Source organism: Streptomyces sp. NPDC033845 (assembly GCF_055576225.1).
The window spans coordinates 125,643-148,917 of record NZ_JBVIRI010000005.1 but is presented as its reverse complement, the minus strand read 5'-3'; the positions used below and the strand labels follow the sequence as shown (position 1 = coordinate 148,917).

At 73.6% G+C, this 23,275-nt stretch carries 19 protein-coding genes; 14 read left to right on the top strand and 5 right to left on the bottom strand.

Going from position 1 to position 23,275, the window contains the following annotated elements:
* Positions 1–190: 190 nt before the first annotated feature.
* The 13 genes from rsmI (at position 191) to ACZ50K_RS12895 (ending at position 16,181) form a co-directional block, all read left to right on the top strand.
* Complete coding sequence (gene rsmI / locus ACZ50K_RS12955) at positions 191–1,039, top strand: 16S rRNA (cytidine(1402)-2'-O)-methyltransferase (RefSeq protein ID WP_468902398.1); 849 nt, start codon at positions 191–193, stop codon at positions 1,037–1,039.
* A gap of 282 nt (positions 1,040–1,321) precedes the next feature.
* A complete protein-coding gene (locus ACZ50K_RS12950) occupies positions 1,322–1,711 on the top strand; it encodes a hypothetical protein (RefSeq protein ID WP_468902396.1) in 390 nt (129 codons plus the stop codon).
* A 62-nt stretch (positions 1,712–1,773) separates the two neighbouring features.
* Entirely contained in the window at positions 1,774–2,655 is an 882-nt protein-coding gene (locus ACZ50K_RS12945; RefSeq protein ID WP_468901508.1) for a TatD family hydrolase, read from the top strand.
* A gap of 165 nt (positions 2,656–2,820) precedes the next feature.
* A complete protein-coding gene (locus ACZ50K_RS12940) occupies positions 2,821–4,242 on the top strand; it encodes a ubiquitin-like domain-containing protein (protein ID WP_468901505.1) in 1,422 nt (473 codons plus the stop codon).
* Positions 4,239–5,150, top strand: a complete 912-nt coding sequence (gene rsmA / locus ACZ50K_RS12935) for a 16S rRNA (adenine(1518)-N(6)/adenine(1519)-N(6))-dimethyltransferase RsmA (RefSeq protein ID WP_468901502.1) — start codon at positions 4,239–4,241, stop codon at positions 5,148–5,150. The genes ACZ50K_RS12940 and rsmA overlap by 4 nt, the downstream gene beginning before the upstream one ends.
* Positions 5,147–6,082, top strand: coding sequence for a 4-(cytidine 5'-diphospho)-2-C-methyl-D-erythritol kinase (locus ACZ50K_RS12930; RefSeq protein ID WP_468901499.1), 936 nt, complete (start codon positions 5,147–5,149; stop codon positions 6,080–6,082). Before rsmA ends, ACZ50K_RS12930 begins: the two co-directional genes overlap by 4 nt.
* Positions 6,083–6,190: 108 nt before the next feature.
* A complete protein-coding gene (locus tag ACZ50K_RS12925) occupies positions 6,191–7,522 on the top strand; it encodes an acyltransferase family protein (protein WP_468901496.1) in 1,332 nt (443 codons plus the stop codon).
* 27 nt (positions 7,523–7,549) lie between these two features.
* Positions 7,550–9,346, top strand: a complete 1,797-nt coding sequence (locus ACZ50K_RS12920) for an ABC-F family ATP-binding cassette domain-containing protein (RefSeq protein WP_468901494.1) — start codon at positions 7,550–7,552, stop codon at positions 9,344–9,346.
* Positions 9,347–9,490: 144 nt separating this feature from the next.
* Positions 9,491–11,146, top strand: coding sequence for an outer membrane protein assembly factor BamB family protein (locus ACZ50K_RS12915; RefSeq protein ID WP_468901491.1), 1,656 nt, complete (start codon positions 9,491–9,493; stop codon positions 11,144–11,146).
* Positions 11,147–11,171: 25 nt separating this feature from the next.
* The gene (locus tag ACZ50K_RS12910) at positions 11,172–13,019 is read left to right on the top strand and encodes an outer membrane protein assembly factor BamB family protein (protein ID WP_468901488.1); all 1,848 of its coding nucleotides are present in this window, start codon (positions 11,172–11,174) and stop codon (positions 13,017–13,019) included.
* A gap of 113 nt (positions 13,020–13,132) precedes the next feature.
* Positions 13,133–13,810, top strand: coding sequence for a helix-turn-helix transcriptional regulator (locus tag ACZ50K_RS12905; RefSeq protein ID WP_468901486.1), 678 nt, complete (start codon positions 13,133–13,135; stop codon positions 13,808–13,810).
* Between the two features lie 128 nt (positions 13,811–13,938).
* Positions 13,939–14,913, top strand: a complete 975-nt coding sequence (gene galE, locus ACZ50K_RS12900) for a UDP-glucose 4-epimerase GalE (RefSeq protein ID WP_468901483.1) — start codon at positions 13,939–13,941, stop codon at positions 14,911–14,913.
* Positions 14,914–15,356: 443 nt separating this feature from the next.
* Positions 15,357–16,181 (top strand): LuxR C-terminal-related transcriptional regulator, encoded by an 825-nt coding sequence (locus ACZ50K_RS12895; RefSeq protein WP_468901480.1) that lies wholly within the window; start codon positions 15,357–15,359, stop codon positions 16,179–16,181.
* On the opposite strand, the gene ACZ50K_RS12890 is transcribed toward ACZ50K_RS12895, so the two are convergent.
* Complete coding sequence (locus tag ACZ50K_RS12890) at positions 16,140–16,637, bottom strand: MarR family winged helix-turn-helix transcriptional regulator (RefSeq protein ID WP_468901478.1); 498 nt, start codon at positions 16,635–16,637, stop codon at positions 16,140–16,142. The genes ACZ50K_RS12895 and ACZ50K_RS12890 overlap by 42 nt on opposite strands.
* A gap of 131 nt (positions 16,638–16,768) precedes the next feature.
* On the opposite strand from ACZ50K_RS12890, the gene ACZ50K_RS12885 reads away from it, so the two are divergent.
* The gene (locus ACZ50K_RS12885) at positions 16,769–17,665 is read left to right on the top strand and encodes a trans-aconitate 2-methyltransferase (protein WP_468901475.1); all 897 of its coding nucleotides are present in this window, start codon (positions 16,769–16,771) and stop codon (positions 17,663–17,665) included.
* Positions 17,666–17,727: 62 nt separating this feature from the next.
* On the opposite strand, the gene ACZ50K_RS12880 is transcribed toward ACZ50K_RS12885, so the two are convergent.
* The 4 genes from ACZ50K_RS12880 to ACZ50K_RS12865 all read right to left on the bottom strand — a co-directional run bounded on the left by ACZ50K_RS12880 (position 17,728) and on the right by ACZ50K_RS12865 (position 23,197).
* The gene (locus tag ACZ50K_RS12880; protein ID WP_468901473.1) at positions 17,728–19,470 is read right to left on the bottom strand and encodes an FG-GAP repeat domain-containing protein; all 1,743 of its coding nucleotides are present in this window, start codon (positions 19,468–19,470) and stop codon (positions 17,728–17,730) included.
* Positions 19,471–19,688: 218 nt separating this feature from the next.
* Positions 19,689–21,437 (bottom strand): FG-GAP repeat domain-containing protein, encoded by a 1,749-nt coding sequence (locus ACZ50K_RS12875; RefSeq protein ID WP_468901470.1) that lies wholly within the window; start codon positions 21,435–21,437, stop codon positions 19,689–19,691.
* 108 nt (positions 21,438–21,545) lie between these two features.
* Entirely contained in the window at positions 21,546–22,220 is a 675-nt protein-coding gene (locus ACZ50K_RS12870; protein ID WP_468901467.1) for a TetR family transcriptional regulator, read from the bottom strand.
* Positions 22,217–23,197: an acyl-CoA desaturase gene (locus tag ACZ50K_RS12865; RefSeq protein ID WP_468901464.1), complete on the bottom strand. Its 981-nt coding sequence runs from the start codon at positions 23,195–23,197 to the stop codon at positions 22,217–22,219. Before ACZ50K_RS12865 ends, ACZ50K_RS12870 begins: the two co-directional genes overlap by 4 nt.
* Positions 23,198–23,275 lie beyond the last annotated feature (78 nt).

Genomic DNA, 23,275 nt, shown 5'->3' with positions numbered 1-23,275 from the left:
GGAACGGTTCCGTGCCATCCACAGCACCGGGGGAGTTCGGTGCGCGGGCTGAGAGGATGGGCGGGTGACCGACATCCAGCCCAGCCCCTCCGACCGTCCCGCCGACCCCTCCGGAGCCCCTGCCGCCGACCCCGCCGGGGCGTCCTCCCCGGCCCCCGCCCGGGTCCGTTCCGCGGACGGCTCCGCCGGGGTGCTCGTCCTCGCCGGCACCCCCATCGGGGACCTCGCCGACGCCCCGCCGCGGCTCGCCGCCGAGCTGGCCGGGGCCGATGTGATCGCGGCCGAGGACACCCGGCGGCTGCGGCGGCTCACCCAGGGGCTCGGGGTCCACACCACCGGCCGGGTCGTGTCCTACTTCGAGGGCAACGAGTCGGCCCGCACCCCGGAGCTGGTCGAGGCCCTGGCCGGCGGTGCCCGGGTGCTGCTGGTCACCGACGCGGGCATGCCCTCGGTCTCCGACCCCGGATACCGGCTGGTCGCCGCCGCCGTCGAGCGGGACATCAAGGTGACGGCGGTGCCCGGTCCGTCCGCCGTGCTGACCGCGCTGGCCCTCTCCGGGCTGCCGGTGGACCGGTTCTGCTTCGAGGGCTTCCTGCCCCGCAAGGCCGGGGAGCGGCTGGGCCGGCTCCGCGAGGTGGCGGCCGAGCGCCGCACCCTCGTCTACTTCGAGGCCCCGCACCGGCTCGACGACGCCCTGGCGGCCATGGCCGAGGTGTTCGGCCCGGAGCGGCGGGCCGCCGTCTGCCGCGAACTGACCAAGACCTACGAGGAGGTCCGGCGCGGCGGCCTCGGCGAGCTGGCGGCCTGGGCCGCCGAAGGGGTCCGCGGGGAGATCACCGTAGTGGTCGAGGGGGCGCCCGCGGCGGCCCCCGGGGACGTGGACGCGGAGGAGCTGGTGCGCCGGGTCCGGGTCCGGGAGGAGGCCGGGGAGCGGCGCAAGGAGGCCATTTCGGCCGTCGCGGCCGAGGCCGGCCTTCCCAAGCGGGAGGTGTTCGATGCGGTGGTCGCGGCAAAGAACGCGGCACAAAAGGTGCCGTAAATCGGCAAAGGGCTAACCTGAAAGGCAAAAGCCAAGACAAGCCCAGACCGCGCTCCGGGCGCTTTGGAATCGATTCGCCCAAAGACCGTCCAACAGTCGACAGGGCCTGATGCGCTCCCCGCCGCGGAGGCGTCCACTGGTCAGGAGACCAGAAGGACCAGAGGAGTCGGCATGAGTGAGATCGTCGAACCGCCCGTCACGGCAACCACCTCCCCGGCGCATGCCGGACCCGCCCGCTCCGCCGCGGTCTCGACCGTGCACGAGGCCTACTCCTTCGCCTGCATGAAGTGCGGCTACGGCTGGGAGCAGGCCTACGAGATCGAGCACCACGTCGACGCCCACGGCCAGCCGTTCATCGTCTACACGGCGGCCGGCGAGCGGGTGCCCTCGCCGCTGTCCAACCCCACCTGCCACAACTGCGGCGGGCACGTGGTCCGGATCATGCGCGAGGGCCAGGTCTCCTCCGTCCTGGGCATGCTCGACCAGCTCTACCACCACCGGATCGCCCCCGGGATCGCCGGACCGGTCCCGGCCGGAGCCAAGGTCCCGCAGCCGCCGAAGCGGCGCGGGGCCGCCCCGACGCACGACTCCCCGGGGCCGGTGGCCGTGGACGGCACCGAGGAGGAGGGCGGCTGGTTCGCCCGCTTCCGGGCCCGGATGCGCCGCTCGTAGCGGACCGGCCGGGCCCGGACGCGCCGCCCGCGGCGGTCCGGTCCGGTCATAGGATCGGCTCCATGAGCCCCAGCAACGCCAAGGACGAGATGCCGCCGCTGCCCGAGCCCCTCCGGGTCGCGGTGGCCGACTCCCACACCCATCTCGACATGCAGCGGGACACCGTGGAGGAGGGCCTGCGCAAGGCCGCCTCGGTCGGCGTGACCACGGTCGTCCAGGTCGGCTGCGACGTGAAGGGCTCCCGCTGGGCGGCCGAGACCGCCGCCGTGCACGAGAACGTCCACGCGGCCGTCGCCCTTCACCCGAACGAAGCCCCCCGGATCGTCCACGGGGACCCCGACGGCTGGTCCCGGCAGGGCGCCCGCCCCGGCGGCGGCGAGTCCGCCCTCGACGAGGCCCTCGCCGAAATCGAGGCGCTGGCCGCGCTGGAGCAGGTCAAGGCCGTCGGCGAGACCGGACTCGACCACTTCCGGACCGGCCCCGAGGGCAAGGCGGCGCAGGAGCGCTCCTTCCGCGCCCACATCGAGATCGCCAAACGGCTCGGCAAGGCCCTGGTCATCCACGACCGGGAGGCCCACGCCGACGTCCTGCGGATCCTCCGCGAGGAGGGCGCCCCCGACCGGACCGTCTTCCACTGCTACTCGGGGGACGCCGAGATGGCCCGCGAATGCGCGGCCGCCGGCTACTACCTCTCCTTCGCCGGGACCGTCACCTTCAAGAACGCCCAGCCCCTGCGGGACGCCCTCGCGGTGACCCCGCTGGACCGGGTGCTGGTCGAGACGGACGCCCCCTACCTCACCCCCGCCCCCTACCGCGGACGGCCCAACGCCCCGTACCTGATCCCGCTCACCGTGCGCGCCATGGCGGCCGTCCGGGGCCTGGACGAGGACGCCATGGCCACCGCCATCGCGGCCAACACCGCCCGGGCCTTCGACTACCGGTAGGGCCGCCCGGCACACCGTCCGGCACCATCCGGCACACCGCCCGCCGCCGCCCGCCCGGCCACCCGTGCGACACGCAGGGTAGCCGCCCGGTTTCCCCGGGTGACGCCCGCTCCGCTAGTCTCCCCTGCCCGAACCAGGGCGGGCCGGACCAGTGGAGCGAGCGCCGTGAGCGATACCCAGCCGTACGCGGACACGTACGTCGACCCGTACGCCGACCCCTACCCCGGACCGGGCCCGCACCCCGGCCCCCGGCCCGCCCCGGCCCCGGGCCGCGACCCCTACGCCGACCGGTACACCGCCGAGGCCGACACCCTCCCGGCCGTGGAGCCGCCCCGGACCCTCCCGGAGGAGCCCGCGCCGGCCTTACCCGCCCCCCGAGGCGGCCGCCGCCGCAAGGAAGCGCCCCCGGCCCCGGCCCCCGGCCCGTCCCCGCGGCGGCGCCGCTCCAAGGCCGGCGGGCGGGCCGCCGTCCGGGCCGCCGGCCGGACCGCTGCCCCCGACAGCTGGCGGCGGATCGTCCCGCAGGCCCTGGTCGTCGCCTTCCTCGCCGGCGGCACCTCCGCCTTCGTCGCCGCGGACAAAACGGTCCGCCTCACCGTGGACGGCGTCCCCCGCACCCTCCACACCTTCTCCGACGACGTGGACGAACTCCTGCGCCGCGAGGGGATCGCCCTCGGCGGCCACGACCTGGTCGCCCCGGCCCGCACCGCCGACCTCGACGACGGCGACGAGATCAGCGTCCACTACGGCCGTCCCCTCCGCCTCACCGTGGACGGCGAGCACCGCCGGGTGTGGACCACCGCCCGGACCGTGGAGACCGCCCTGCGCGAGCTCGGCGTCCGCGTCGAGGGCGCCCACCTCTCCGCCCCCCGCACCGCCCCCGTCCCGCGCACCGGCCTCGCCCTCAGCGTCCGCACCGAACGCGGCGTCACCTTCCTGGCCGACGGCCGCGAACTCACCATCCGCACCAACGCCGCCACCGTCCGCGAGGCCCTGGACCAGGCCGGCATCGGCCTCGGCGGCCAGGACACCACCTCGGTGGCCCCCGACTCCTTCCCGCGCGACGGCCAGACCGTCACCGTGCTGCGCATCACCGGCACCCGCGAGGTCCGCGAGGAACAGATCCCCTACCGGACCGTGCGGGTCGAGGACCCCGAGGCCTTCGCCGGCACCGAGGTCGTCGAACGGGCCGGCCGCCCCGGGGCCCGCCGCGTCACCTTCGCCCTGCGCACCGTCAACGGGGTCCGCGAGAAGCCCCGCCGGATCGCCGAGGAGACCGTCCGGGAACCCGTGGACGCCCTCATCCGGACCGGCACCCGCCCGCTGCCCCGCTCCGTCGCCGGAGCCGACGGCCTGGACTGGGCCGCCCTCGCCCACTGCGAGTCCGGCGGCCGCCCCGCCGCCACCGACCCCTCCGGCACCTACGGCGGGCTCTACCAGTTCGACACCCGCACCTGGCAGGGCCTCGGCGGCAGCGGCAGCGCCCAGGACGCACCCGCCGCGGAGCAGACGTACCGGGCCAAGAAGCTCTACGTGCAGCGGGGGGCGAGTCCGTGGCCGCACTGCGGCCGTAGGCTTTACCGGTGAGCACCACTGAACCCCCCGCGACGCCCGAAGCCAACGAAGCCTCCGACGCCCTGCTCGGGCCCGCCGACATCCGCGAACTCGCCGCGGTCCTCGGCGTCCGTCCGACGAAGCAGAAGGGCCAGAACTTCGTCATCGACGCCAACACCGTCCGCCGGATCGTGCGGACCGCCGGGGTCCGCCCCGAGGACGTGGTCGTCGAGGTCGGTCCGGGCCTGGGCTCCCTGACGCTCGCCCTCCTCGAAGCCGCCCGGCACGTCACCGCCGTCGAGATCGACGACATCCTCGCCGCCGCGCTGCCCGCCACCATCGAGGCCCGGCTGCCGCACCGCAAGGACCACTTCGCGCTGGTCCACTCCGACGCCATGCTGGTCACCGAACTGCCCGGCCCGGCCCCCACCGCCCTGGTCGCGAACCTCCCGTACAACGTGGCCGTGCCCGTGCTGCTCACCATGCTCGACCGGTTCCCGACCATCGAGCGGACCCTGGTCATGGTCCAGTCCGAGGTCGCCGACCGGCTCGCCGCCGAACCGGGGAACAAGGTGTACGGGGTCCCCTCCGTCAAGGCCAACTGGTACGCCCAGGTCAAGCGGGCCGGAGCCATCGGCCGCAAAGTGTTCTGGCCCGCCCCCAACGTGGACTCCGGCCTGGTCTCCCTGGTCCGCCGCACCGAGCCGGTGAAGACCACCGCCACCAAGGACGAGGTCTTCGCCGTCGTCGACGCCGCCTTCGCCCAGCGCCGCAAGACCCTGCGCGCCGCCCTGGCCGGCTGGGCCGGCTCCGCCGCCGGCGCCGAGGCCGCCCTCGTCGCCGCCGGGATCTCCCCGCAGGCCCGCGGCGAGTCCCTCACCGTCGAGGAGTTCGCCGCCATCGCCGAGCACCGGCCGCAGCCGGAAGGGCCCACCCTGTGACCGCCGCGACCGCCGCCACCGGGGCGACCGCCGCCACCGGGGTGACCGTACGGGTCCCCGCGAAGGTCAACGTCCAGCTGGCGGTGGGCGCCGCCCGCCCCGACGGCTTCCACGACCTCGCCAACGTCTTCCTCGCCGTCTCCCTCCACGACGAGGTCACCGCCACCCCCGCCGACACCCTGCGGATCACCTGCGAGGGCCCCGACGCCGACCAGGTCCCGCTGGACCGCGGCAACCTGGCCGCCCGGGCCGCCGAACTCCTCGCCGCCCGGCACGGCATCGAACCCGCCGTCCACCTGCACATCGCCAAGAACATCCCGGTGGCCGGCGGAATGGCCGGCGGCAGCGCCGACGGCGCCGGCGCCCTCCTCGCCTGCGACACCCTCTGGGGCCTGGACACCCCCCGCTCCGAACTCCTCGACCTGTGCGCCGAGCTCGGCAGCGACGTCCCGTTCAGCCTGGTCGGCGCCGCGGCCCTGGGCACCGGCCGGGGCGAGCACCTCACCCCGGTGGACGCCGGCACCTTCCACTGGGTGTTCGCCGTCGCCGACGGCGGGCTGTCCACCCCGGCCGTCTTCCGCGAGTTCGACCGGCTCACCGCCGGCACCGAGGTCCCCGCCCCCGCCGCCTCGCCCGCCCTGCTCGCCGCACTGGCCTCCGGGGACCCCGCCGCGCTCGCCGCCCACCTGGCCAACGACCTCCAGCCGGCCGCCCTCTCGCTGCGCCCGGCGCTCGCCGACACCCTGGCCGCGGGCCTCGACGGAGGGGCCCTCGCCGCCCTGGTGTCCGGCTCCGGCCCCACCACGGCCTTCCTGGCCCCCGGCCCGGAGGCCGCCCTCAAGATCGCCGCGGCCCTGGAGGCCTCCGCCACCTGCCGCACCACCCGCATCGCCACCAGCCCGTCCCCCGGCGCCACCGTCCTGCCCCGCTGACCGCCCCCGGGCGGCCCCGGGCACCGGCGGGCACCCGGGGAGGTACTCAGGCCCGGCCTGAGTACCGGGGCGGTGCCGCCCGGACGGCAGCCCCGGCACCGTGGGGGCATGGGACAGACCGCCGCCGCACTCGCCGCCGCCACACCCGCCGGACGGGACCGCTTCACGGACCTCCTCCGGGTCGCCTCGCTGGGCACCGTGGTGCTCGGCCACTGGCTGATGGCCGCCGTCGGCACCGACGGACGCATCGGGAACCTGCTCACCGAGCTCCCCGCCCTCCAACTGCTCACCTGGGCACTCCAGGTGATGCCGGTGTTCTTCCTGGTCGGCGGGTTCTCGCACGCCCTCTCCTACCGCTCGCTGGTCCGCCGCCACCCGGACACCCCGGTCTACGCGCTGTTCCTGCGGCTCCGGCTCCGCCGACTGCTGCGCCCCACCCTGGTGTTCGTCCTGGTCTGGGCGGCCCTCGCCCTGGCCGTCCAGCTCGCCGGGGGCGGCGACGGCCTCACCGGCGCCGCCCTGCGCCTGGTCACCCAGCCCCTCTGGTTCATCGGGATCTACCTGGCCATGGTGGCCCTCACCCCGCCGATGCTGGCCCTGCACGACCGCTACGGCTGGGCCGCCTTCGCCGCGGTGGCCGCCGCGGCCGCCTTCGTGGACCTGCTGCGCTTCGCCGCCGGGGTCCCGCACGTCGAGTTCCTGAACTTCGCCTTCGTCTGGCTCGCCGTCCACCAGCTCGGCTTCCTGCGCGCCGACGGCCGGATCCGCCGCCCCGCCCTGCTCGCGGGGGCCGGACTGGCCGGCGCCGTCCTGCTGGTGGCCCTCGGCCCGTACCCGCTGTCCATGGTGGGGATGCCCGGCGAGAAGGTCTCCAACATGGCCCCGCCCACCCTCGCCCTGCTCTGCCACGGCCTCTGGCTGGCCGGGGCGGTCGAGCTGCTGCGCCGGCCGGCCGCCGCCGTCCTGGCCCGGCCGAGGGTGTGGCGGGCCGTGGTCGCCGCCAACGGCATCGCCATGACCGCGTTCCTCTGGCACCTGACCGCCATGCTCGCCGTGTACGCCGCCCAGCTCGCCCTCGGCCCCGCCCTGCCGGCCCCGGCCACCGCCGCCTGGTGGGCCCAGCTGCCCGTACGGATCGCCCTCGCCGCGCTCGCCACCGCCGGACTCGTCGCCCTGTTCCGCCGGTTCGAACGCCCCGCCCCGCCGGCCCCGGCCGGCCGGGCACCCGGCGCGGGCCCGCTGGCCGCCCTGGGGACCGTGCTCTGCCTGTTCGGGATCCTCGGCCTGTCCATGACCGGGCTGGGCGGCCTCCTGGAGGGTCGGACCGCCGTCCTGGTCGCGGTCCCCGTCAGCGCCCCCGCGGCCGTCCTGATGGTGCTGGGCGGCTGGCTGCTGGTGGAGCGTTCCGGGTCCGTCGGGAGGGTTAGGCTGAGGGGCTGATCCTTCCCTTTCCCTGGAGCGCGTCTGATGGCCGTCAATCTGGTCAATGTCGAGGCAGTCAGCAAGGTGTACGGCACCCGTACCCTGCTCGACGGCATCTCCCTCGGCGTGTCCGAGGGGGACCGGATCGGTGTCGTCGGCCGCAACGGCGACGGCAAGACCACCCTCATCCGGATGCTCGCCAAGCTGGAGGAACCCGACAGCGGCCGGGTCACCCACACCGGCGGCGCCCGCTTCGGGGTGCTCACCCAGCACGACTCCCTGGACCCGGCGGCCACCGTCCGGCACGAGATCATCGGCGACATGGCCGACCACGAGTGGGCCGGCAACGCCAAGATCCGCGACGTGCTCACCGGACTCTTCGGCGGACTGGACCTGCCCGGCTTCGGCCAGGGCCTGGACACCGTGATCGGCCCGCTCTCCGGCGGCGAGCGCCGCCGGATCGCGCTCGCCAAGCTGCTGATCGCCGACCAGGACCTGCTGGTCCTCGACGAGCCCACCAACCACCTGGACGTCGAGGGCATCTCCTGGCTGGCCCGGCACCTCCAGGAGCGCCGCTCCGCACTCGTCTGCGTCACCCACGACCGCTGGTTCCTGGACCAGGTCTGCACCCGCATGTGGGACGTCCAGCGCGGCGAGGTCCACGAGTACGAGGGCGGCTACAGCGACTACGTCTTCGCCCGCGCCGAACGCGACCGGATCGCCGCCACCGAGGAGGTCAAGCGGCAGAACCTGATGCGCAAGGAGCTGGCCTGGCTGCGCCGCGGCGCCCCCGCCCGGACCTCCAAGCCCCGGTTCCGCATCGAGGCCGCCAACGAGCTGATCGCCGACGTGCCGCCGCCCCGCGACACCTCCGAGCTGATGAAGTTCGCCAACGCCCGGCTCGGGAAGACGGTGTTCGACCTGGAGGACATCACCGTCCAGGCCGGTCCCAAGACCCTCCTCAAGCACCTCACCTGGCACCTCGGCCCCGGCGACCGCATCGGCCTGGTCGGGGTCAACGGCGCCGGCAAGACCTCCCTGCTGCGGGCCCTCGCCGAGGCCTTCCGCACCCAGGGCGACAAGCAGCCGGCGGCCGGCACCATCACGGTCGGCAAGACCGTCAAGCTGGCCTACCTCTCCCAGGAGGTCGGCGAACTCGACCCGTCCCTGCGGGTGCTGGAGGCCGTCCAGCGGGTCCGCGACCGGGTGGACCTCGGCAAGGGCCGCGAGATGACGGCGGGCCAGCTGTGCGAGCAGTTCGGGTTCACCAAGGAGAAGCAGTGGACCCCGGTCGGGGACCTGTCCGGCGGTGAGCGCCGCCGGCTGCAGATCCTGCGCCTGCTGATGGACGAGCCCAACGTCCTCTTCCTCGACGAGCCCACCAACGACCTGGACATCGAGACCCTGACCCAGCTGGAGGACCTCCTCGACGGCTGGCCCGGCTCGATGATCGTCATCTCGCACGACCGGTTCTTCATCGAGCGGACCACCGACACCGTGATGGCCCTGCTCGGCGACGCCACCCTGCGGATGCTGCCGCGCGGTCTCGACGAGTACCTGGAACGGCGGCGGAAGATGATCGAGGCGGCCGCTCCGGCGCCCGCCCCGGTGGCCGCCAAGAGCAGCTCCGCCGTGGACTCCCGGGCCGCGAAGAAGGAGCTCCAGAAGATCGAGCGCCAGCTCAACAAGCTGGGCGACCGCGAGTCCCAGCTGCACGCGCAGATCGCCGAGAACTCCACCGACTACGACAAGGTGGCCAAGCTCGACGCCCAGCTCCGGGAACTGCTCTCCGAGCGCGACGAGTTGGAGATGCGCTGGCTGGAGCTGGCCGAGGAGGCCTGATCCGGAGCGGGCCGACGGCATAACGGCGGGATCACGGGCCGGTCCTCCCTTGGGAACAGGGGTGCGACCGGCCCGTGCGTCGTCGGGGCCGGGTGGTAGAAAGGTCATCCCCCCACGACTCCCTCACGCCGAAGGTATGCGCTGATGACGAACCCGCCGCCTGTCCCCGAGGGTTACGGGCACCTGCCCGGTCCGCCGCCCCAGGGGTACGGTCAGCCCCAGCCGGGCCCCAACCCGTACGCGCAGCCGGGGCCCTCGCAGCCGGGACAGCCGCCGCAGTACGCGCAGCAGCCGCCGCAGCCGGGCTACGGCTACCCGCCGCCGCCCCCGATGCCGCCCGGCCCCCCGCTGGGCCCGCACGGCACCGCCCCCGGCCGGCGCAAGGGACTCGTCCTGGTCGCCGCCGCGGTCGCCGGGGTGCTGGTCCTGGGCACCGGCGGCTACTTCCTGCTCGCCGGCGGTGACGACGCGAAGGACGGCAAGACCACCGCCCAGCCCGGCCAGAGCCCCGCCACGGACGGCAAGCCGGCCGGCAGCCCCTCGCCCTCCGTCCCGGTGGACGACGGGGACGGCAGTGGCCCGGGCCGGGACACCGGGGAGGACGAGGACCTCAACGCCGACCGCAAGCCGGGCGAGGACAAGGTCCTCTGGCTGAAGACCAACTCCGTGGAACTGCCCGGCAACGGCGCCGAGGCACCCGCCCAGTGGATCGTCGGCGACACCGTGGTCAAGGCCCTCTACAAGTCCGTCACCGGCTACGGCGCGGCCGACGGCAAGCAGCGCTGGAACGTGGAGTTCCCGTCCGTGATCTGCGCCGCCACCGGGCAGACCACCGCCGACGGCAAGACGGTCGTCGCCGTCAAGAACGGCGACTCCTCCAGCGCGGACTGCAACCAGCTGCGCCTGGTCGACCTGAAGACCGGCAAGGCGGGCTGGACCAAGGAGGTTCCCAAGGAGGGCCTCTTCGACATCATGACCTCGCTCAGCCTCGCCATCACCGGGGACACCGTCGCCGTCAGCCGCATGGGGCAGGCCAGCGCCTTCAAGGTGAGCACCGGGGAGAAGCTGTTCGGCCCCCCGGCGACCGGCTGCAAGCCCGACTCCATCGCGGGCGGCGCCAAGATGGTCGCCATCGCCGGCTGCGCGGACCAGGTCCAGGAGCTCCAGGGCCTGGACCCGGCCACCGGCAAGCCCCGCTGGACCTACCGGCTCAGCAAGGGCTGGGAGGTCAGCCGGGTCTACTCCACCGATCCGCTGGTGGTCGACGCCACCAAGAAGGCGACCAAGGAGCGGGCCATCGCGGTCGTCGGATCCGACGGACGGCTGCGCAGCCAGCTCACCGGCAAGGGCAGCTTCACCGCCCGCTGCGGGCTCTCCATCTTCGCCGGCCCGCAGGCCTGCACCGGTGTGGTGGTGGACCGCGCCACCGACACCGCCTACCTGCCCACCGAGGGCGACTCCAACGAAGTGGTGGCCTTCAACCTGGCCACCGGCAAGGTCAAATGGCGGGCCGCGGCCGGCGAGGGCCGCACCGCGATCCCGCTGGGCACCGAGAACGGCCGACTGGTCGCCTATCTGGAACCCGGCTTCGAGCAGGGCGGCCAGGTGGTCTCCTACCCGGTCGGCGGCGGCAAGCCCGACACCCTCCTCCGGAACCCCTCGGGCACGGCCGCACCGGTCGAACGCGGTTTCTTCAACCCGCAGATCGACTACGCCGACGGCCGGCTCTTCCTCTCCGCCACCCGCCTGAGCGGCCGGAGCGAGGGTCCGGAGAAATTCCTGATGGTCTTCGGCAAGTGAACGACGAGAGGCAGTGGAACACCCGATGAGCACCCCGCCCCCACCCCCGCCGAGCCAGCCCCCGACTCCGCCCGGCCAGCCCCCCGTCCCGCCCGGCCCGCCCCCGGGCCAGCCCCCGGCGGGCGGCTTCGGCGCCCCCCAGGACCCGCGGTCCGGCGGCTTCGGCGCCCCGCCGCCGGTGCCCCCGCAGCAGCCCGGCTACGGACAGCCGGCCGGCGACCCCGGCTACGGCTACCCGCAGGCCCCGCCCGCCGCCGCCCCCGGCTACGGCTACCCGCAGAACGCCCCGCAGGGCGCCGGCTACGGCCAGACCCCGCCGGCCGGCACCGGCTACGGCCACCCGCAGCCCGCACAGCCCCCGCAGCCCGCCACGGCGGTCATGACCGGCGGCGCCCGCACCAACGACAAGCGCAACCAGCTGCTGATCGTCGTCGCGGCCGTCGTGGCCATCGCCCTGATCGTGACCGGCGGCTTCCTCGCCGTCTCCGACGACGGGGACGGCAAGGACGAGCCCGGCAAGCAGCCGGTCGCCCAGGGCTCCCAGAGCCCCGGCGAGGACAAGGGCGGCGACACCGGCACCGGCGGCGACGAGAAGCCCACCGGCAACACCACCGCCAAGACCCTGGTCAACCTGGAGCAGCCCAAGGTCCCCAAGGACCCCGACGGCGGCTACAACACCATCGGCACCTACGGCTCCTGGCTCACCGACTCGGTGTACGCCAAGTCCGACATCGCCAAGGTCGTCGGATACGACCTGGACTCCGGCAGCACCAAGTGGACGGTCGACCTGCCCGCCCACGTCTGCGCCGCCAGCCGGCACCTCTCGGACGACAAGACGGCCGTCCTCTTCCAGAACTTCCTGCCGACGGCCGAGAAGAAGTACCCCAAGTGCACCAAGGTGGGGGTCGTCGACCTGAAGGCCGGCAAGCTGCTCTGGTCCGCCGAGACCAAGTCCGCCACCGGCGGGGACGAGGCCATCGCCTTCAACGAGGTCACCGTCAGCGGCAACACCGTCGCGGCCGGCGGCCTCTACGGCGGCGCCGCCTGGAACCTGGCCGACGGCAAGAAGCTCTGGACCCCCAAGGAGGACGCCGACCGCTGCTACGACATGGGCTACGCGGGCGGCGAGAAGGGCCTGGCGGTCCTCCGCAAGTGCGGGGCCATCGGCTCCCAGTCCCTGCAGGCCCAGGTCCTCGACCCGGTCACGGGCTCGCCCAAGTACTCGTACAAGATGTCCCCGGGCATCGAGTGGGCGCAGATCGTCTCCACCGATCCGCTGGTGGTCGCGGCCAACGTGAACCGCAGCGCCCCCAACGCCACCGGCGTCAGCGACATCTTCGTGGTCGACACGTCCGGCGGGCTGAAGACCAAGATCTCGCTCACCTCGGGCAACTACGACCCCAAGTGCAACTCCACCAACGTGGAGAAGTGCCACAAGATCGTGGTCGGCAACGGCAAGCTCTACCTGCCGTCCATCGAGCACGCGGGCACGAGCAACGAGGGCGGCCCGCGGACCAACGAGATCCTCTCCTTCGACCTCACCACCGGCAAGCAGACCAGCGACCGGGCCGACGCGGGCGAGCGCTACACCATGTTCCCGCTGCGCATGGACGGGTCGAACATCATCGCCTACAAGCGGCCTCCCTACGACAAGGGCGGCCAGGTGGTCTCCATCGACGGCAAGACGATGAAGCAGACCGTGCTGATGGTCAACCCGGACGACAAGACCACCCAGCGGGCGGAGACCAGCTTCCTCCCGGAGTCCGAGTTCCGTTACGGGGACGGCCGGCTGTTCATCGCCGACGACATCATCAGCTCCAGCACCTCGGCGTACGAGAAGGACTACCTGTTCGTCTCCTTCACCACGCACTGACCCGGCCGCCGACAGAGCGGTTCAGGCCGAAGCCCCCGGAAGGTCAGCCCTTCCGGGGGCTTCTGCGCGGTAAGCCGGACGCGCCCTCGAACAAGCGTGTAGCTTCCCGGGACATGGGCGTACGGGTGATGGTGGTCGACGAGCACCGGCTGCTGGCCGAGGCGCTCGCCTCCGCCCTGAAACTGCGCGGGCACCGGGTGCTGGCCGCGGCGGCCCCGGCCGCGGGCGCCGCCGAACTGGTCATCAGCCGCGCCCCCGAGGTCTGCCTCCTCGGCACCGCCAACCCGGCCGAACCCGGGGTGTTCGAACCGGTGGTGCGGATCAAACGGGAGCGCCCGCAGATCGCCGTGGTGGTGCTGGGGCCGGTGCCGAGCCCGCGCGGGATCGCCGCCGCCTTCGCCGCCGGAGCCTCCGGCTACGTCCGGCAGGACGAGCGGATCGAAGGGGTGGAACGGGCCCTGGCCAAGGCCCGGGCGGGGGAGGCCGCGGTCTCCCCGCAACTGCTCCAGGGAGCCTTCGCCGAGCTCCTCAACCCCGCGGCACAGCCCGACGACGAGGCCGGCCGGCTGCTGCGGATGCTCACCCCGCGCGAGGTGGAGGTCCTGGTCAGGGTGGCGGAGGGGGAGGACACCCGGCTGATCGCGGCCGGGATGGCCATCGCCCCGAGCACCGCCCGCACCCATGTCCAGCGGGTGCTGATGAAACTGGGCGTGGGCTCCCGGCTGGAGGCGGCCGCGCTGGCCGCGCGGACCGGGCTGCTGGACCGGGCGGCGGCCCTGCCGCCCCTCTGAGCCCCGCCGTCCCCGGTGACCCGCCCGGCCGAACCCCGATTTCCGCCGGGCCGCCGGGATCGGGTATGCCAGTGCGCGACAGACCGCGCGGCCGCGCGCGGTGTCGGGACTGCGGGAGTGAGCCACACGTGAGCAAGTACCTGGTCACCGGCGGCGCCGGATACGTGGGCAGTGTGGTGGCCGCCCACCTCCTGGAGGCGGGCCACCGGGTCACCGTCCTCGACAACCTCTCCACCGGCTTCCGCGAGGGCGTCCCGGCCGGGGCGGACCTCATCGAGGACGACGTCCAGGAGGCCGCCCGGCACCTGGACTCCTCCTACACGGGCGTGCTGCACTTCGCCGCCTCCTCCCAGGTCGGCGAATCGGTGGCCGACCCGGCCAAGTACTGGGAGAACAACGTCGGCGGCAGCATGGCGCTGCTGGCCGCGATGCGCGGCGCCGGGGTCCGCCGGCTGGTCTTCTCCTCCACCGCCGCCGTCTACGGGGAACCGGCCGCCGGCCCGATCCCGGAGTCCGCGCCCACCGCGCCCACCAACCCGTACGGGGCCACCAAGCTGGCCGTGGACCACATGATCGCCGGGGAGTGCGCGGCACACGGCCTGGCCGCCGTCTCGCTCCGCTACTTCAACGTGGCCGGGGCGTACGGGGAGTTCGGCGAGCGGCACCGGCCGGAGAGCCATCTGGTCCCGCTGGTCCTCCAGGTGGCGCTGGGGGAGCGCCCCGCCGTCTCGGTGTTCGGCGAGGACTACCCGACCCCGGACGGCACCTGCGTCCGCGACTACATCCATGTGGCCGACCTGGCCGAGGCCCATCTGCTGGCCCTGGACGCGGCGGCCCCCGGCGCGCACCTGGTCTGCAACCTGGGCAACGGCAGCGGGTTCTCGGTCCGCGAGGTGGTCGAGACCGTCCGGAAGGTGACCGGCCGGGAGATCCCGGAGACCCTGGCGCCCCGCCGGGCCGGCGACCCGGCCGTGCTGGTGGCCTCGGCCCGGACGGCCGAGGAGCGGCTCGGCTGGACTCCGCGCCGGCCGGAGCTGGCCGCGATCGTCGCGGACGCCTGGCAGTTCGCCCGACGCCGGCATGCCGAGACCGGTCAGGGCTGAGCCGGACCGGAGGCGGGGGAGCGGGGCGGGCGCACGGTACGGCGCGTGCGCCGGTCCCACGCCTTTCGCGCGGGCGCCTGGCGCGCACGCGCTGCGTGAAATGCCCCCCGTGCAACTGCCCGGGGCACTCTCCGGGCACCCTCCGGGCCGTACGTTCCCTTCCGGACCCCCGGGCGGACTGTTTCAAGCCACCGAAAACCGCTCAGAAGGCCCCCGCGCCGGAAAAGGGCAAGGAAAACTTCTGCTATTCGGCCAACCACGGGCTGTCCGCGCCCCTACGCTGATGCGTGACACCGGTGGGGGCCGGTGTTGATTCAGGGGTCGAGACACGTCGGGTACGACGGCCGGTCCGGGGTAATGCACTGGTGTTGCGGCGGCGGCCGCGCCGGCTGCGGACCACCGGGTCCCGGCCGTCGTACCCGACGCCGTCCGTTCCCCGACCCATGGGGGTGTCTGTGGTGCGTATCCGGGTTCTCGTGGTGGACGATCACCGCATCTTCGCCGAGTCCCTCGCCGCCGCGCTGGCGGCCGAGCCGGACGTGGACGTGTCCGCTGCCGGCAGCGGTCCCGCCGCGCTGCGCGCGCTGGAACGGGGCGCGGCCGAGGGCCGGCGGTTCGACGTCCTGCTGGTCGACGCCGACCTGGGCGCGGCCCCCGGGGCGGGCGTCCTGCCGTCCCAGCGCGAGCCGGGGACCGGCCCGCCGCCGGGAACGGCCGCCCCGCCGGGCACCCCGGCCGACGGGATCGCTCTGGTCGCCGGGGTGCGCACGCTGCATCCGGGGGTCCGCACGGTGGTGCTCGCCGAGCGCGACGAACCGCGCCGGGCCGCGCTGGCCCTCCAGGCCGGGGCCACCGGCTGGGTGGCGAAGGACTGCTCGCTGTCCCGGCTGCTCGCGGTGGTCCGGGGGGTGCTCCGGGAGGAGACCCATCTGCCTCCGGCCCTGCTCACCGGGGTGCTGCGGGAGCTGACGGCGGCGCGCAAGCACCGCACCGACAGCGAGCGGCTGGTGGAGTCACTGACCCCGCGGGAGCACGAGGTGCTCCGCTGCATGGTGGCCGGTCTGGGCCGCAAGGACGTGGCGGCCCGGCTGTTCCTGTCCCCGCACACCGTCCGCACCCACATGCAGAACGTGCTGGGCAAGCTGGGGGTGCACTCCACCCTGGCGGCGGTCGCGCTGGCCCGCCGGGCCGGGGTGCGCCCGGCGGATCTGGCGCCGGGGCATCCGCTAGCCGGGGATGTTGTCGAACGGAGCGGTCAGCCGGCGTAGCAGGGCGGCCAGGTCCCCGCGCTGGGCGCCGGAGAGCTGGGCCAGGATGGCCCGCTCCTGGGCCAGCAGCCCGGCCAGGGCCTGATCGGCGGCCTCCCGGCCCTCGGGGGTGAGCCGGACCAGGACCCCGCGCCGGTCGTTGGGGTCCGGCAGCCGTTCCACCAGGCCCTTCTTGGCCAGCCGGTCGATCCGGTTGGTCATGGTGCCCGAGGTGACCAGGGTCTGGGTCAGCAGCTGGCCGGGGGAGAGCTGGTACGGGGCCCCGGCGCGGCGCAGCGAGGTGAGCACGTCGAACTCCCAGGGCTCCAGCCCGTGCTCGGAGAACGCGATGCGGCGGGCCCGGTCGAGGTGCCGGGCGAGCCGGGACACCCGGCTGAGCACTTCGAGCGGTTCCACGTCGAGGTCAGGGCGTTCCCGCCGCCATGCCGCGACCAGTCGGTCGACCTCGTCCTCCATGCCGATCATTGTAAGGGGTCTGTCGACATGAAGTCTCTTGACGTCAAGATATATTTCGCGTGACCATGGGGCATGGAGGGGGCCGGAGCAGCTTCCGTTCCCCACCGTGCTGCCGGCAGGAAGGCTCGAACATGCATTCCGACATCGCACCTGGTCCACGTCCCACCGTTACCGACACCCCCACCAGCCACAACAACCCCACCAACCCCATCGCGTCCCCTCCGCCGACCTGGGACCCCCAGCAATACCTGCACCACACCAGCCATCGCACCAGGCCGTTCCTCGACCTGCTCGCCCGGATACCCGAGCTGCCCACCCGGCCCGCCCGCATCGCCGACCTCGGCTGCGGCCCGGGCAACGTCACCATCCTGCTCGCCGACCGCTGGCCCGACGCCCGCATCTCCGGCTACGACCTCTCCCCGGAGATGCTCCACCGCGCCGACCGCGAACACGCCGGCCCCACCCCCGGCGGCGGCACCCTCGACTTCCACCGCGCCGACCTCGCCACCTGGGTCCCCACCGAACCCCACGACCTGATCGTCTCCAACGCCGCCCTCCAGTGGGTCCCCGGCCACCCCGGCTCCTTCGCCACCTGGATCAACGCCCTGCGCCCCGGCGGCAGCTTCGCCTTCCAGGTCCCCGGGAACTTCACCGCGCCCAGCCACGCCCTGCTCGCCGAGCTCTGCGACGCGCCCCACTGGCGCAACCGGCTGGCCGGCCACGGCGCCCGCTACATCCACATCCGGGAACCCGGCGAGTACCTGGCGCGCCTCACCGAGCTCGGCTGCGAGACCGACGTCTGGGACACCACCTACCACCAGCTGCTGTCCGGCCCCGACCCGGTCCTCGAATGGGTCAAGGGCACGGCGCTCCGGCCGGTCCTCACCGCCCTGGGCGAGGACCGGGCGGCGGTGGACGCCTTCCTCCTCGAATACCGGGACCTGCTGCGGGAGGCCTATCCGCCAGGCCCGCGCGGCACCGTCTTCCCGTTCCGGCGGATCTTCGCGATCGCCCGCAAGGAGGGCTGACACGACGGCGCCCCGCCGCCGGGGGTACCGGGGGCGGGGCGCGTCGTGGGCCGGGCCGGGGCTCAGCCGATCTGGGTGTACTTGTTCCAGCCCTTGTCCAGGTAGGCGCGGGCGGTGAAGGTGCCGGTGCCGCCGTTGCCGGTGGCCTTGTAGAGCCACATGCCGCCGGCCGAGTCGCGGGCGATCAGGTCCGCGCGGCCGTCGCCGTTGAGGTCGCCGGGGGCGGCCAGGGCGTTGTACATGTTCCAGCCGCTGCCGATGAGCGTCCGGGCGCCGAACGGGGCGGCGGCGTTGCCGGTGCCCTTGTAGAGGTACAGCTTGCCGTCGGTGCCCGCGGCGACGAGGTCGGCACGGCCGTCGCCGGAGATGTCCCCGCCGCCGACGAGGGACTTGTACGAGCCCCAGCCGCTGCCGACCTTGACCGGGTTGTTGAACACGGTGATGTCGGCGGTGCCGGTGCGCAGCCACAGGGTGCCGCCGGAGTCGCGGGTCAGCAGGTCGCCGCGGCCGTCGCCGTTGAGGTCGCCGGGGCCGACCACCAGGTTGCCGGTGAAGCTGCCCTTGACCGCGATGCCGGACAGCACGTGGGTCAGCGTGGACCCCTTCCAGCCGTAGCTGGTGGTCCAGTTGTAGCGGCTCACCGAGGCGGCGCTGACCAGCTTCACGCCGGCCGGCAGCTTGTCCTCGAACGCGGGGAGGGGTGCGCCCTCGAAGCGGCCGTTGGTGAGGTTGGCGTAGTCCCAGACGTCCCCGTCGGCCTCCACGGCGTTCACGCCGTGCTTGCCGTAGACCGGGGTGACACCGGAGTTGACGATCAGGTCGGTGTCGGTCCAGCCGTCCGCGGCGCTGATCCGCCCGTGGAAGGCGCCGTCGCCTTTGCCCTTGCTGATGTAGCCGAACAGGGTGCCCGAGGGGGTGATGGCCCACAGGTCGCCGCGGCCGTCGCCGTCGATGTCGTCGCCGCCGACGATCTTGTTGTAGGCGTTCCAGCCGCCGCCGACCAGGGTGCGCCCCTTGAAGGGGGCGGAGCCGCTGCCGGTGCCCCGGTAGTGGTAGAGCTTGCCGTCGGTGGACTTCGCCACGAGGTCGGCGTTGCCGTCCCCGTCGAGGTCGTTGGCGCCGACGATCTGGTCGTAGACGCCCCAGCCGCTGCCGACCTTCACCCGGCCGGCGAAGGGGTTGCCGGAGGCGGAGCCGGTTGACTTGTACAGGTACAGGTCGCCGGAGGGGGTGCGGGCGAGGAGGTCGGGGCGGCCGTCCTTGGTGAGGTCCCCGGCGGCGATCAGCTTGTTGTAGATCTGCCAGCCGGTGCCGGTCCAGGTCGGGGCCTGGGTGCCGGTGCGGGTGGCGCCGTTCAGCGACAGCCGGCCGTCCCGGTACCACTGGAGGACCTCGGGGCCGGAGCCGCCGCGGATGTTGCCGATGCCGACCAGGTCCCTGGCGAGCTCGTCGGCCTCGCCGTGGACGGTGAACGGGCCGGAGGTCCCGCCCTTGCTGCCGAGGAAGCCCGCGGTGCCCCACGGGGTGCGGTAGAGGAAGTCGCTGGTGCCGTCGCCGTCCGCGTCCAGACGCGGCTTCGCCTTCTTGAGGGCGAAGGAGGACTTGCCGGGGGCGCCGGCCGGGGCGTGCAGCTCGGGCAGGCCCTGGAGCGAGGGGCCCGCGGGACGCGAGGAGGCGCCGGTGGGGCGGTCCTGGTCCTGCGGGGCGGCGGAAGCGGGAGCGGCGGACAGCAGGGTGCCCGCCGAGAGGGCCAGCGCGGTGCAGGCCGCGATACGGCCCAGGCGCCGGGAACGCGAGGAAGACAAAGGGGTTCCCCCTGAGTTGCAGGTGAAACCGGGTGGAAGTCCCTGACTGCTGGCACGCGCCGCAGCAGGCGGCACGGAGCGTCGGACATTCCCCCCCGGGTAAGTGATCTCACCATATCCGGGGGGTCCGACAACTCAGAAGGGGATGCCCGTACAACCTTTCCCGCGCCCGTCCGTCCCGGCGCGGGAGGCCGGCGGCCTTGTCGACTAATCGATGACTAGTCGACCTGCACGTGGACGTTCCAGCCCTTGTCCGCGTAGGTGCGGGCGGCGAAGGCCTTGGTACCGGTGCCCCCGGTGGCGCGGAACAGGTAGACGGTGCCGGTGGCGTCCCGGGCGACCAGGTCGGCGCGGCCGTCGCCGTTGAGGTCCCCGGGGGCGACCAGGGCGGTGTAGGCGTTCCAGCCGGTGCCGACGAGCTCGCGGGCGCCGAACGGGGCGGTGCCGCTGCCGGTGCCGCGGTAGAGGTAGAGCTTGCCGTCGGGGCCGGCCGCCACGATGTCGGCGAGCCCGTCCCCGGTGAGGTCCCCGCCGCCGGCGATGGTGGTGTAGCCGCCCCAGCCGGGTCCGACCTTGGTGGGGGCCCCGAACCAGTTGCCGGAGCCGTTGCCGGCCCGCAGCCACAGGACGCCCGCGGTGTCGCGGAGCAGCAGGTCGCCCTGGCCGTTGCCGGTCAGGTCGCCGGGGCCCAGGATCAGGTCGGTGCTCGCGTAGTCGCCCGCCACCGGGACCTCCAGCGCGACGCTGTCCAGGGTGCCCGCCGCACGGTTCCAGGCGAGCGGGGAGCCCCAGTCCGCCGAGTCCAGCGCGGTGGCGTTCACCAGCTCGCCGCCGCCCCACCGGAAGCCCTTGTCGGCACCGGCGGCGGGGGCCAGGAACCGCCCGTTGGTGAGGTTGATCTTCTGCCGGGTGTTGCCCGCGCCGTCGACCATGATCGCGCCGTGCTTGCCGTACACCGGGGTGGTGCCCGAGTTGACGATCAGCTGCTGGGTGGTCCAGCCGGTGCCGTCCAGCTTGCGGGCGGTGAACTTGCCACCGCCCAGCGAGGCGTACGAGTAGTGGTCGCCGTTCTCCGCGACCGCGAGGAGGTCGCCCCGGCCGTCGCCGTTGCGGTCGTCCAGGCCCACGATCTTGTTGTAGGCGTTCCAGCCGCCGCCGACCAGGGTGGCCGCCTTGAACGGCGCGGCGGCCGTCCCGGTGCCCTGGTAGGAGTACAGGTTGCCGTCCGGCTTCCGGGCCAGCAGGTCGCCGATGCCGTCGGCGTCCAGGTCGCCGGTGCCGACGATCTGGTCGTAGATCCCCCAGCCGCCGCCGACCTTGATCCGGGCCGCGAAGGGCTCGCCGGTGGCGGCCCCGGTCGCCGGATACAGGTACAGGTCCCCGGAGGGGGTGCGGGCGAGCAGGTCGGGACGGCCGTCCCGGGTGAGGTCCCCGGCCGCCGTCAGCTTGTTGTAGATCTGCCATCCCCGCCCGGACCAGCTCGCCGGCCCGGTGCCCTCCGGACCGGCCTCGTGCAGCGCCAGCCGGCCGTCGGCCGACCACAGGAGCACCTCCGGGAGGGCCCCGCCGCGGACGTTCCCCAGCCCGACGATGTCGCGCGGGGCCTCCCGCCCGAAGTCGGGCACCAGGAACTCCACCCCCTGCGACCCGCCCGCGCTCAGCAGCGAGAAGGAGTCACCGGCCACATCGCGGACGATCAGGTCCGACAGCCCGTCCCCGTCCAGGTCCAGCCGCGGCTTCGCCGCCACCGCCGCCGCGAACGCGCCCTTGGCCCGGGCGCCGGCCGGTGCCGACAGCCCCAGCGAGAGCTCCGGCGCGGGCAGGTCCACCGCGGGTCTGCGCGCGTCCGGGCCCGGACCGGCCGCCGAGGCCGTCACCGGCACGGCGCACAGGCAGACCCCGACGGCCGCGACGAGGGCGGCACGGGCAGCGGAACGGACGGAACGCGGAAGGCGCGAAGCAGACAAGCGCGAAGCAGACAAAGGGGTCCCCCAGACGAGCGTATGACCGCAGCCTAGTCCGGGGGTGAACGAGTGCAAACATGTTGCCTGTACAACCTTTGAGGAGCTGGAGCGTCAGCTCTTGCGGTGCCCCATCAGCCGGGGCTTCGCCTCCAGCCCGTCCAGCCCGTGCCAGGCCAGGTTCACCAGATGCGCCGCCACCTCGGCCTTCTTCGGCCGACGCGTCTCCAGCCACCACTGACCCGTCAGCGCCACCATCCCCACCAGCGCCTGCGCGTACAGCGGGGCCAGCTTCGGATCGAACCCCCGGGCCTTGAACTCCAGCCCCAGGATGTCCTCCACCTGCGTGGCGATATCACTGATCAGCGAAGCGAACGTGCCCGTCGACTGGGCCACCGGCGAATCCCGCACCAGGATCCGGAAACCGTCCGTGTAGTTCTCGATGTAGTCCAGCAGCGCGAACGCCGCCTGCTCCAGCAGCTCCCGGGGATGCCCCGCCGTCAGCGCCCCCGTCACCCCGTCCAGCAGCTGCCGCATCTCCCGGTCCACGACGACCGCGTACAGCCCCTCCTTGCCGCCGAAGTGCTCGTACACCACCGGCTTGGACACCCCGGCCTTCGCCGCGATCTCCTCCACCGAGGTGCCCTCGAAACCCTTCTCGGCGAACAGGGCCCGGCCGATGTCCAGCAGCTGCTGGCGCCGCTCGGCACCGGTCATCCGGACCCGGCGACCGCGCCGGGGCTTGTCACTGCTGGAACTGCTGCCGTCGATCGCCACATCACCCATCATGCCGGGTTCGCGCTCTTCTCCCGGCGCCGGGCTTCGATCCGGGCACCCGACGGCCAGCGCACATCGGTCGCCCAGCCGAGCACCTCGAACCAGCGGATCAGCCGCGCACTCGAATCCACCTGCCCGCGCAGCACCCCGTGCCGCGCCGAGGTCGGATCCGCGTGGTGCAGGTTGTGCCAGGACTCCCCGCACGACAGCACCGCCAGCCACCACACGTTCCCCGAACGGTCCCGCGACCGGAACGGCCGCTTGCCCACCGCGTGACAGATCGAGTTGATGGACCAGGTCACATGGTGCAGCAGCGCCACCCGCACCAGAGAACCCCAGAAGAACGCCGTGAACGCACCCCACCACGACATCGTCACCAGACCGCCCACCAGCGGCGGGATCGCCAGCGACAGCATCGCCCAGAACACGAAGTCCCGGGAGATCCGCCGGATCGCCCGGTCCTTGATCAGATCGGGCGCGTACTTCTGCTGGTCCGTCTGCTCCTCGTCGAACAGCCACCCGATGTGCGCCCACCACAGGCCCTTCACCAGCGCCGGCACCGTCTCGCCGAACCGCCACGGCGAATGCGGGTCACCCTCGTGGTCCGAGTACTTGTGGTGCTTGCGGTGGTCCGCCACCCAGCGCACCAGCGGACCCTCCACCGCCATCGACCCCGCGATCGCCAGCGCGATCCGCAGCGGCCGCTTCGCCTTGAAGGACCCGTGCGTGAAGTACCGGTGGAACCCCATCGTGATCCCGTGGCAGGTCAGGAAGTACATGAACACCATCAGACCGAGGTCCAGCCAGCTCACCCCCCAGCCCCAGGCCAGCGGAACCGCCGCCAGCACCGCCACGAACGGCACGACGATGAACACCAGCAGCGCGACCTGCTCGACCGACCGCTTGCTCTCACCCCCCAGCGTCGCCGACGGCAGCGGCCCGCCGGCCGCCTCCGGGGATTCTTCGATCAGATCGGGGCTGAGGGTCATGGGCGTCCCCTGAGGGTGAGGGAGTCGAGTGGCACACGGGCTACGGATGCGTAACCTACGGCCACGTAAGTATGGCGC

Excerpts from the sequence above, each read along its gene's own strand:
- ACZ50K_RS12890 (WP_468901478.1), bottom strand. The coding sequence starts at position 16,637 with ATGGAGGACGAGGTCGACCGACTGGTCGCGGCATGGCGGCGGGAACGC.
- ACZ50K_RS12910 (WP_468901488.1), top strand. The coding sequence starts at position 11,172 with ATGAGCACCCCGCCCCCACCCCCGCCGAGCCAGCCCCCGACTCCGCCC.
- ACZ50K_RS12885 (WP_468901475.1), top strand. The coding sequence starts at position 16,769 with ATGCATTCCGACATCGCACCTGGTCCACGTCCCACCGTTACCGACACC.
- ACZ50K_RS12865 (WP_468901464.1), bottom strand. The coding sequence starts at position 23,197 with ATGACCCTCAGCCCCGATCTGATCGAAGAATCCCCGGAGGCGGCCGGC.
- ACZ50K_RS12895 (WP_468901480.1), top strand. The coding sequence starts at position 15,357 with ATGGGGGTGTCTGTGGTGCGTATCCGGGTTCTCGTGGTGGACGATCAC.
- ACZ50K_RS12905 (WP_468901486.1), top strand. The coding sequence starts at position 13,133 with ATGGGCGTACGGGTGATGGTGGTCGACGAGCACCGGCTGCTGGCCGAG.
- ACZ50K_RS12920 (WP_468901494.1), top strand. The coding sequence starts at position 7,550 with ATGGCCGTCAATCTGGTCAATGTCGAGGCAGTCAGCAAGGTGTACGGC.
- ACZ50K_RS12870 (WP_468901467.1), bottom strand. The coding sequence starts at position 22,220 with ATGATGGGTGATGTGGCGATCGACGGCAGCAGTTCCAGCAGTGACAAG.
- ACZ50K_RS12945 (WP_468901508.1), top strand. The coding sequence starts at position 1,774 with ATGAGCCCCAGCAACGCCAAGGACGAGATGCCGCCGCTGCCCGAGCCC.
- ACZ50K_RS12925 (WP_468901496.1), top strand. The coding sequence starts at position 6,191 with ATGGGACAGACCGCCGCCGCACTCGCCGCCGCCACACCCGCCGGACGG.
- ACZ50K_RS12915 (WP_468901491.1), top strand. The coding sequence starts at position 9,491 with ATGACGAACCCGCCGCCTGTCCCCGAGGGTTACGGGCACCTGCCCGGT.
- ACZ50K_RS12950 (WP_468902396.1), top strand. The coding sequence starts at position 1,322 with ATGAAGTGCGGCTACGGCTGGGAGCAGGCCTACGAGATCGAGCACCAC.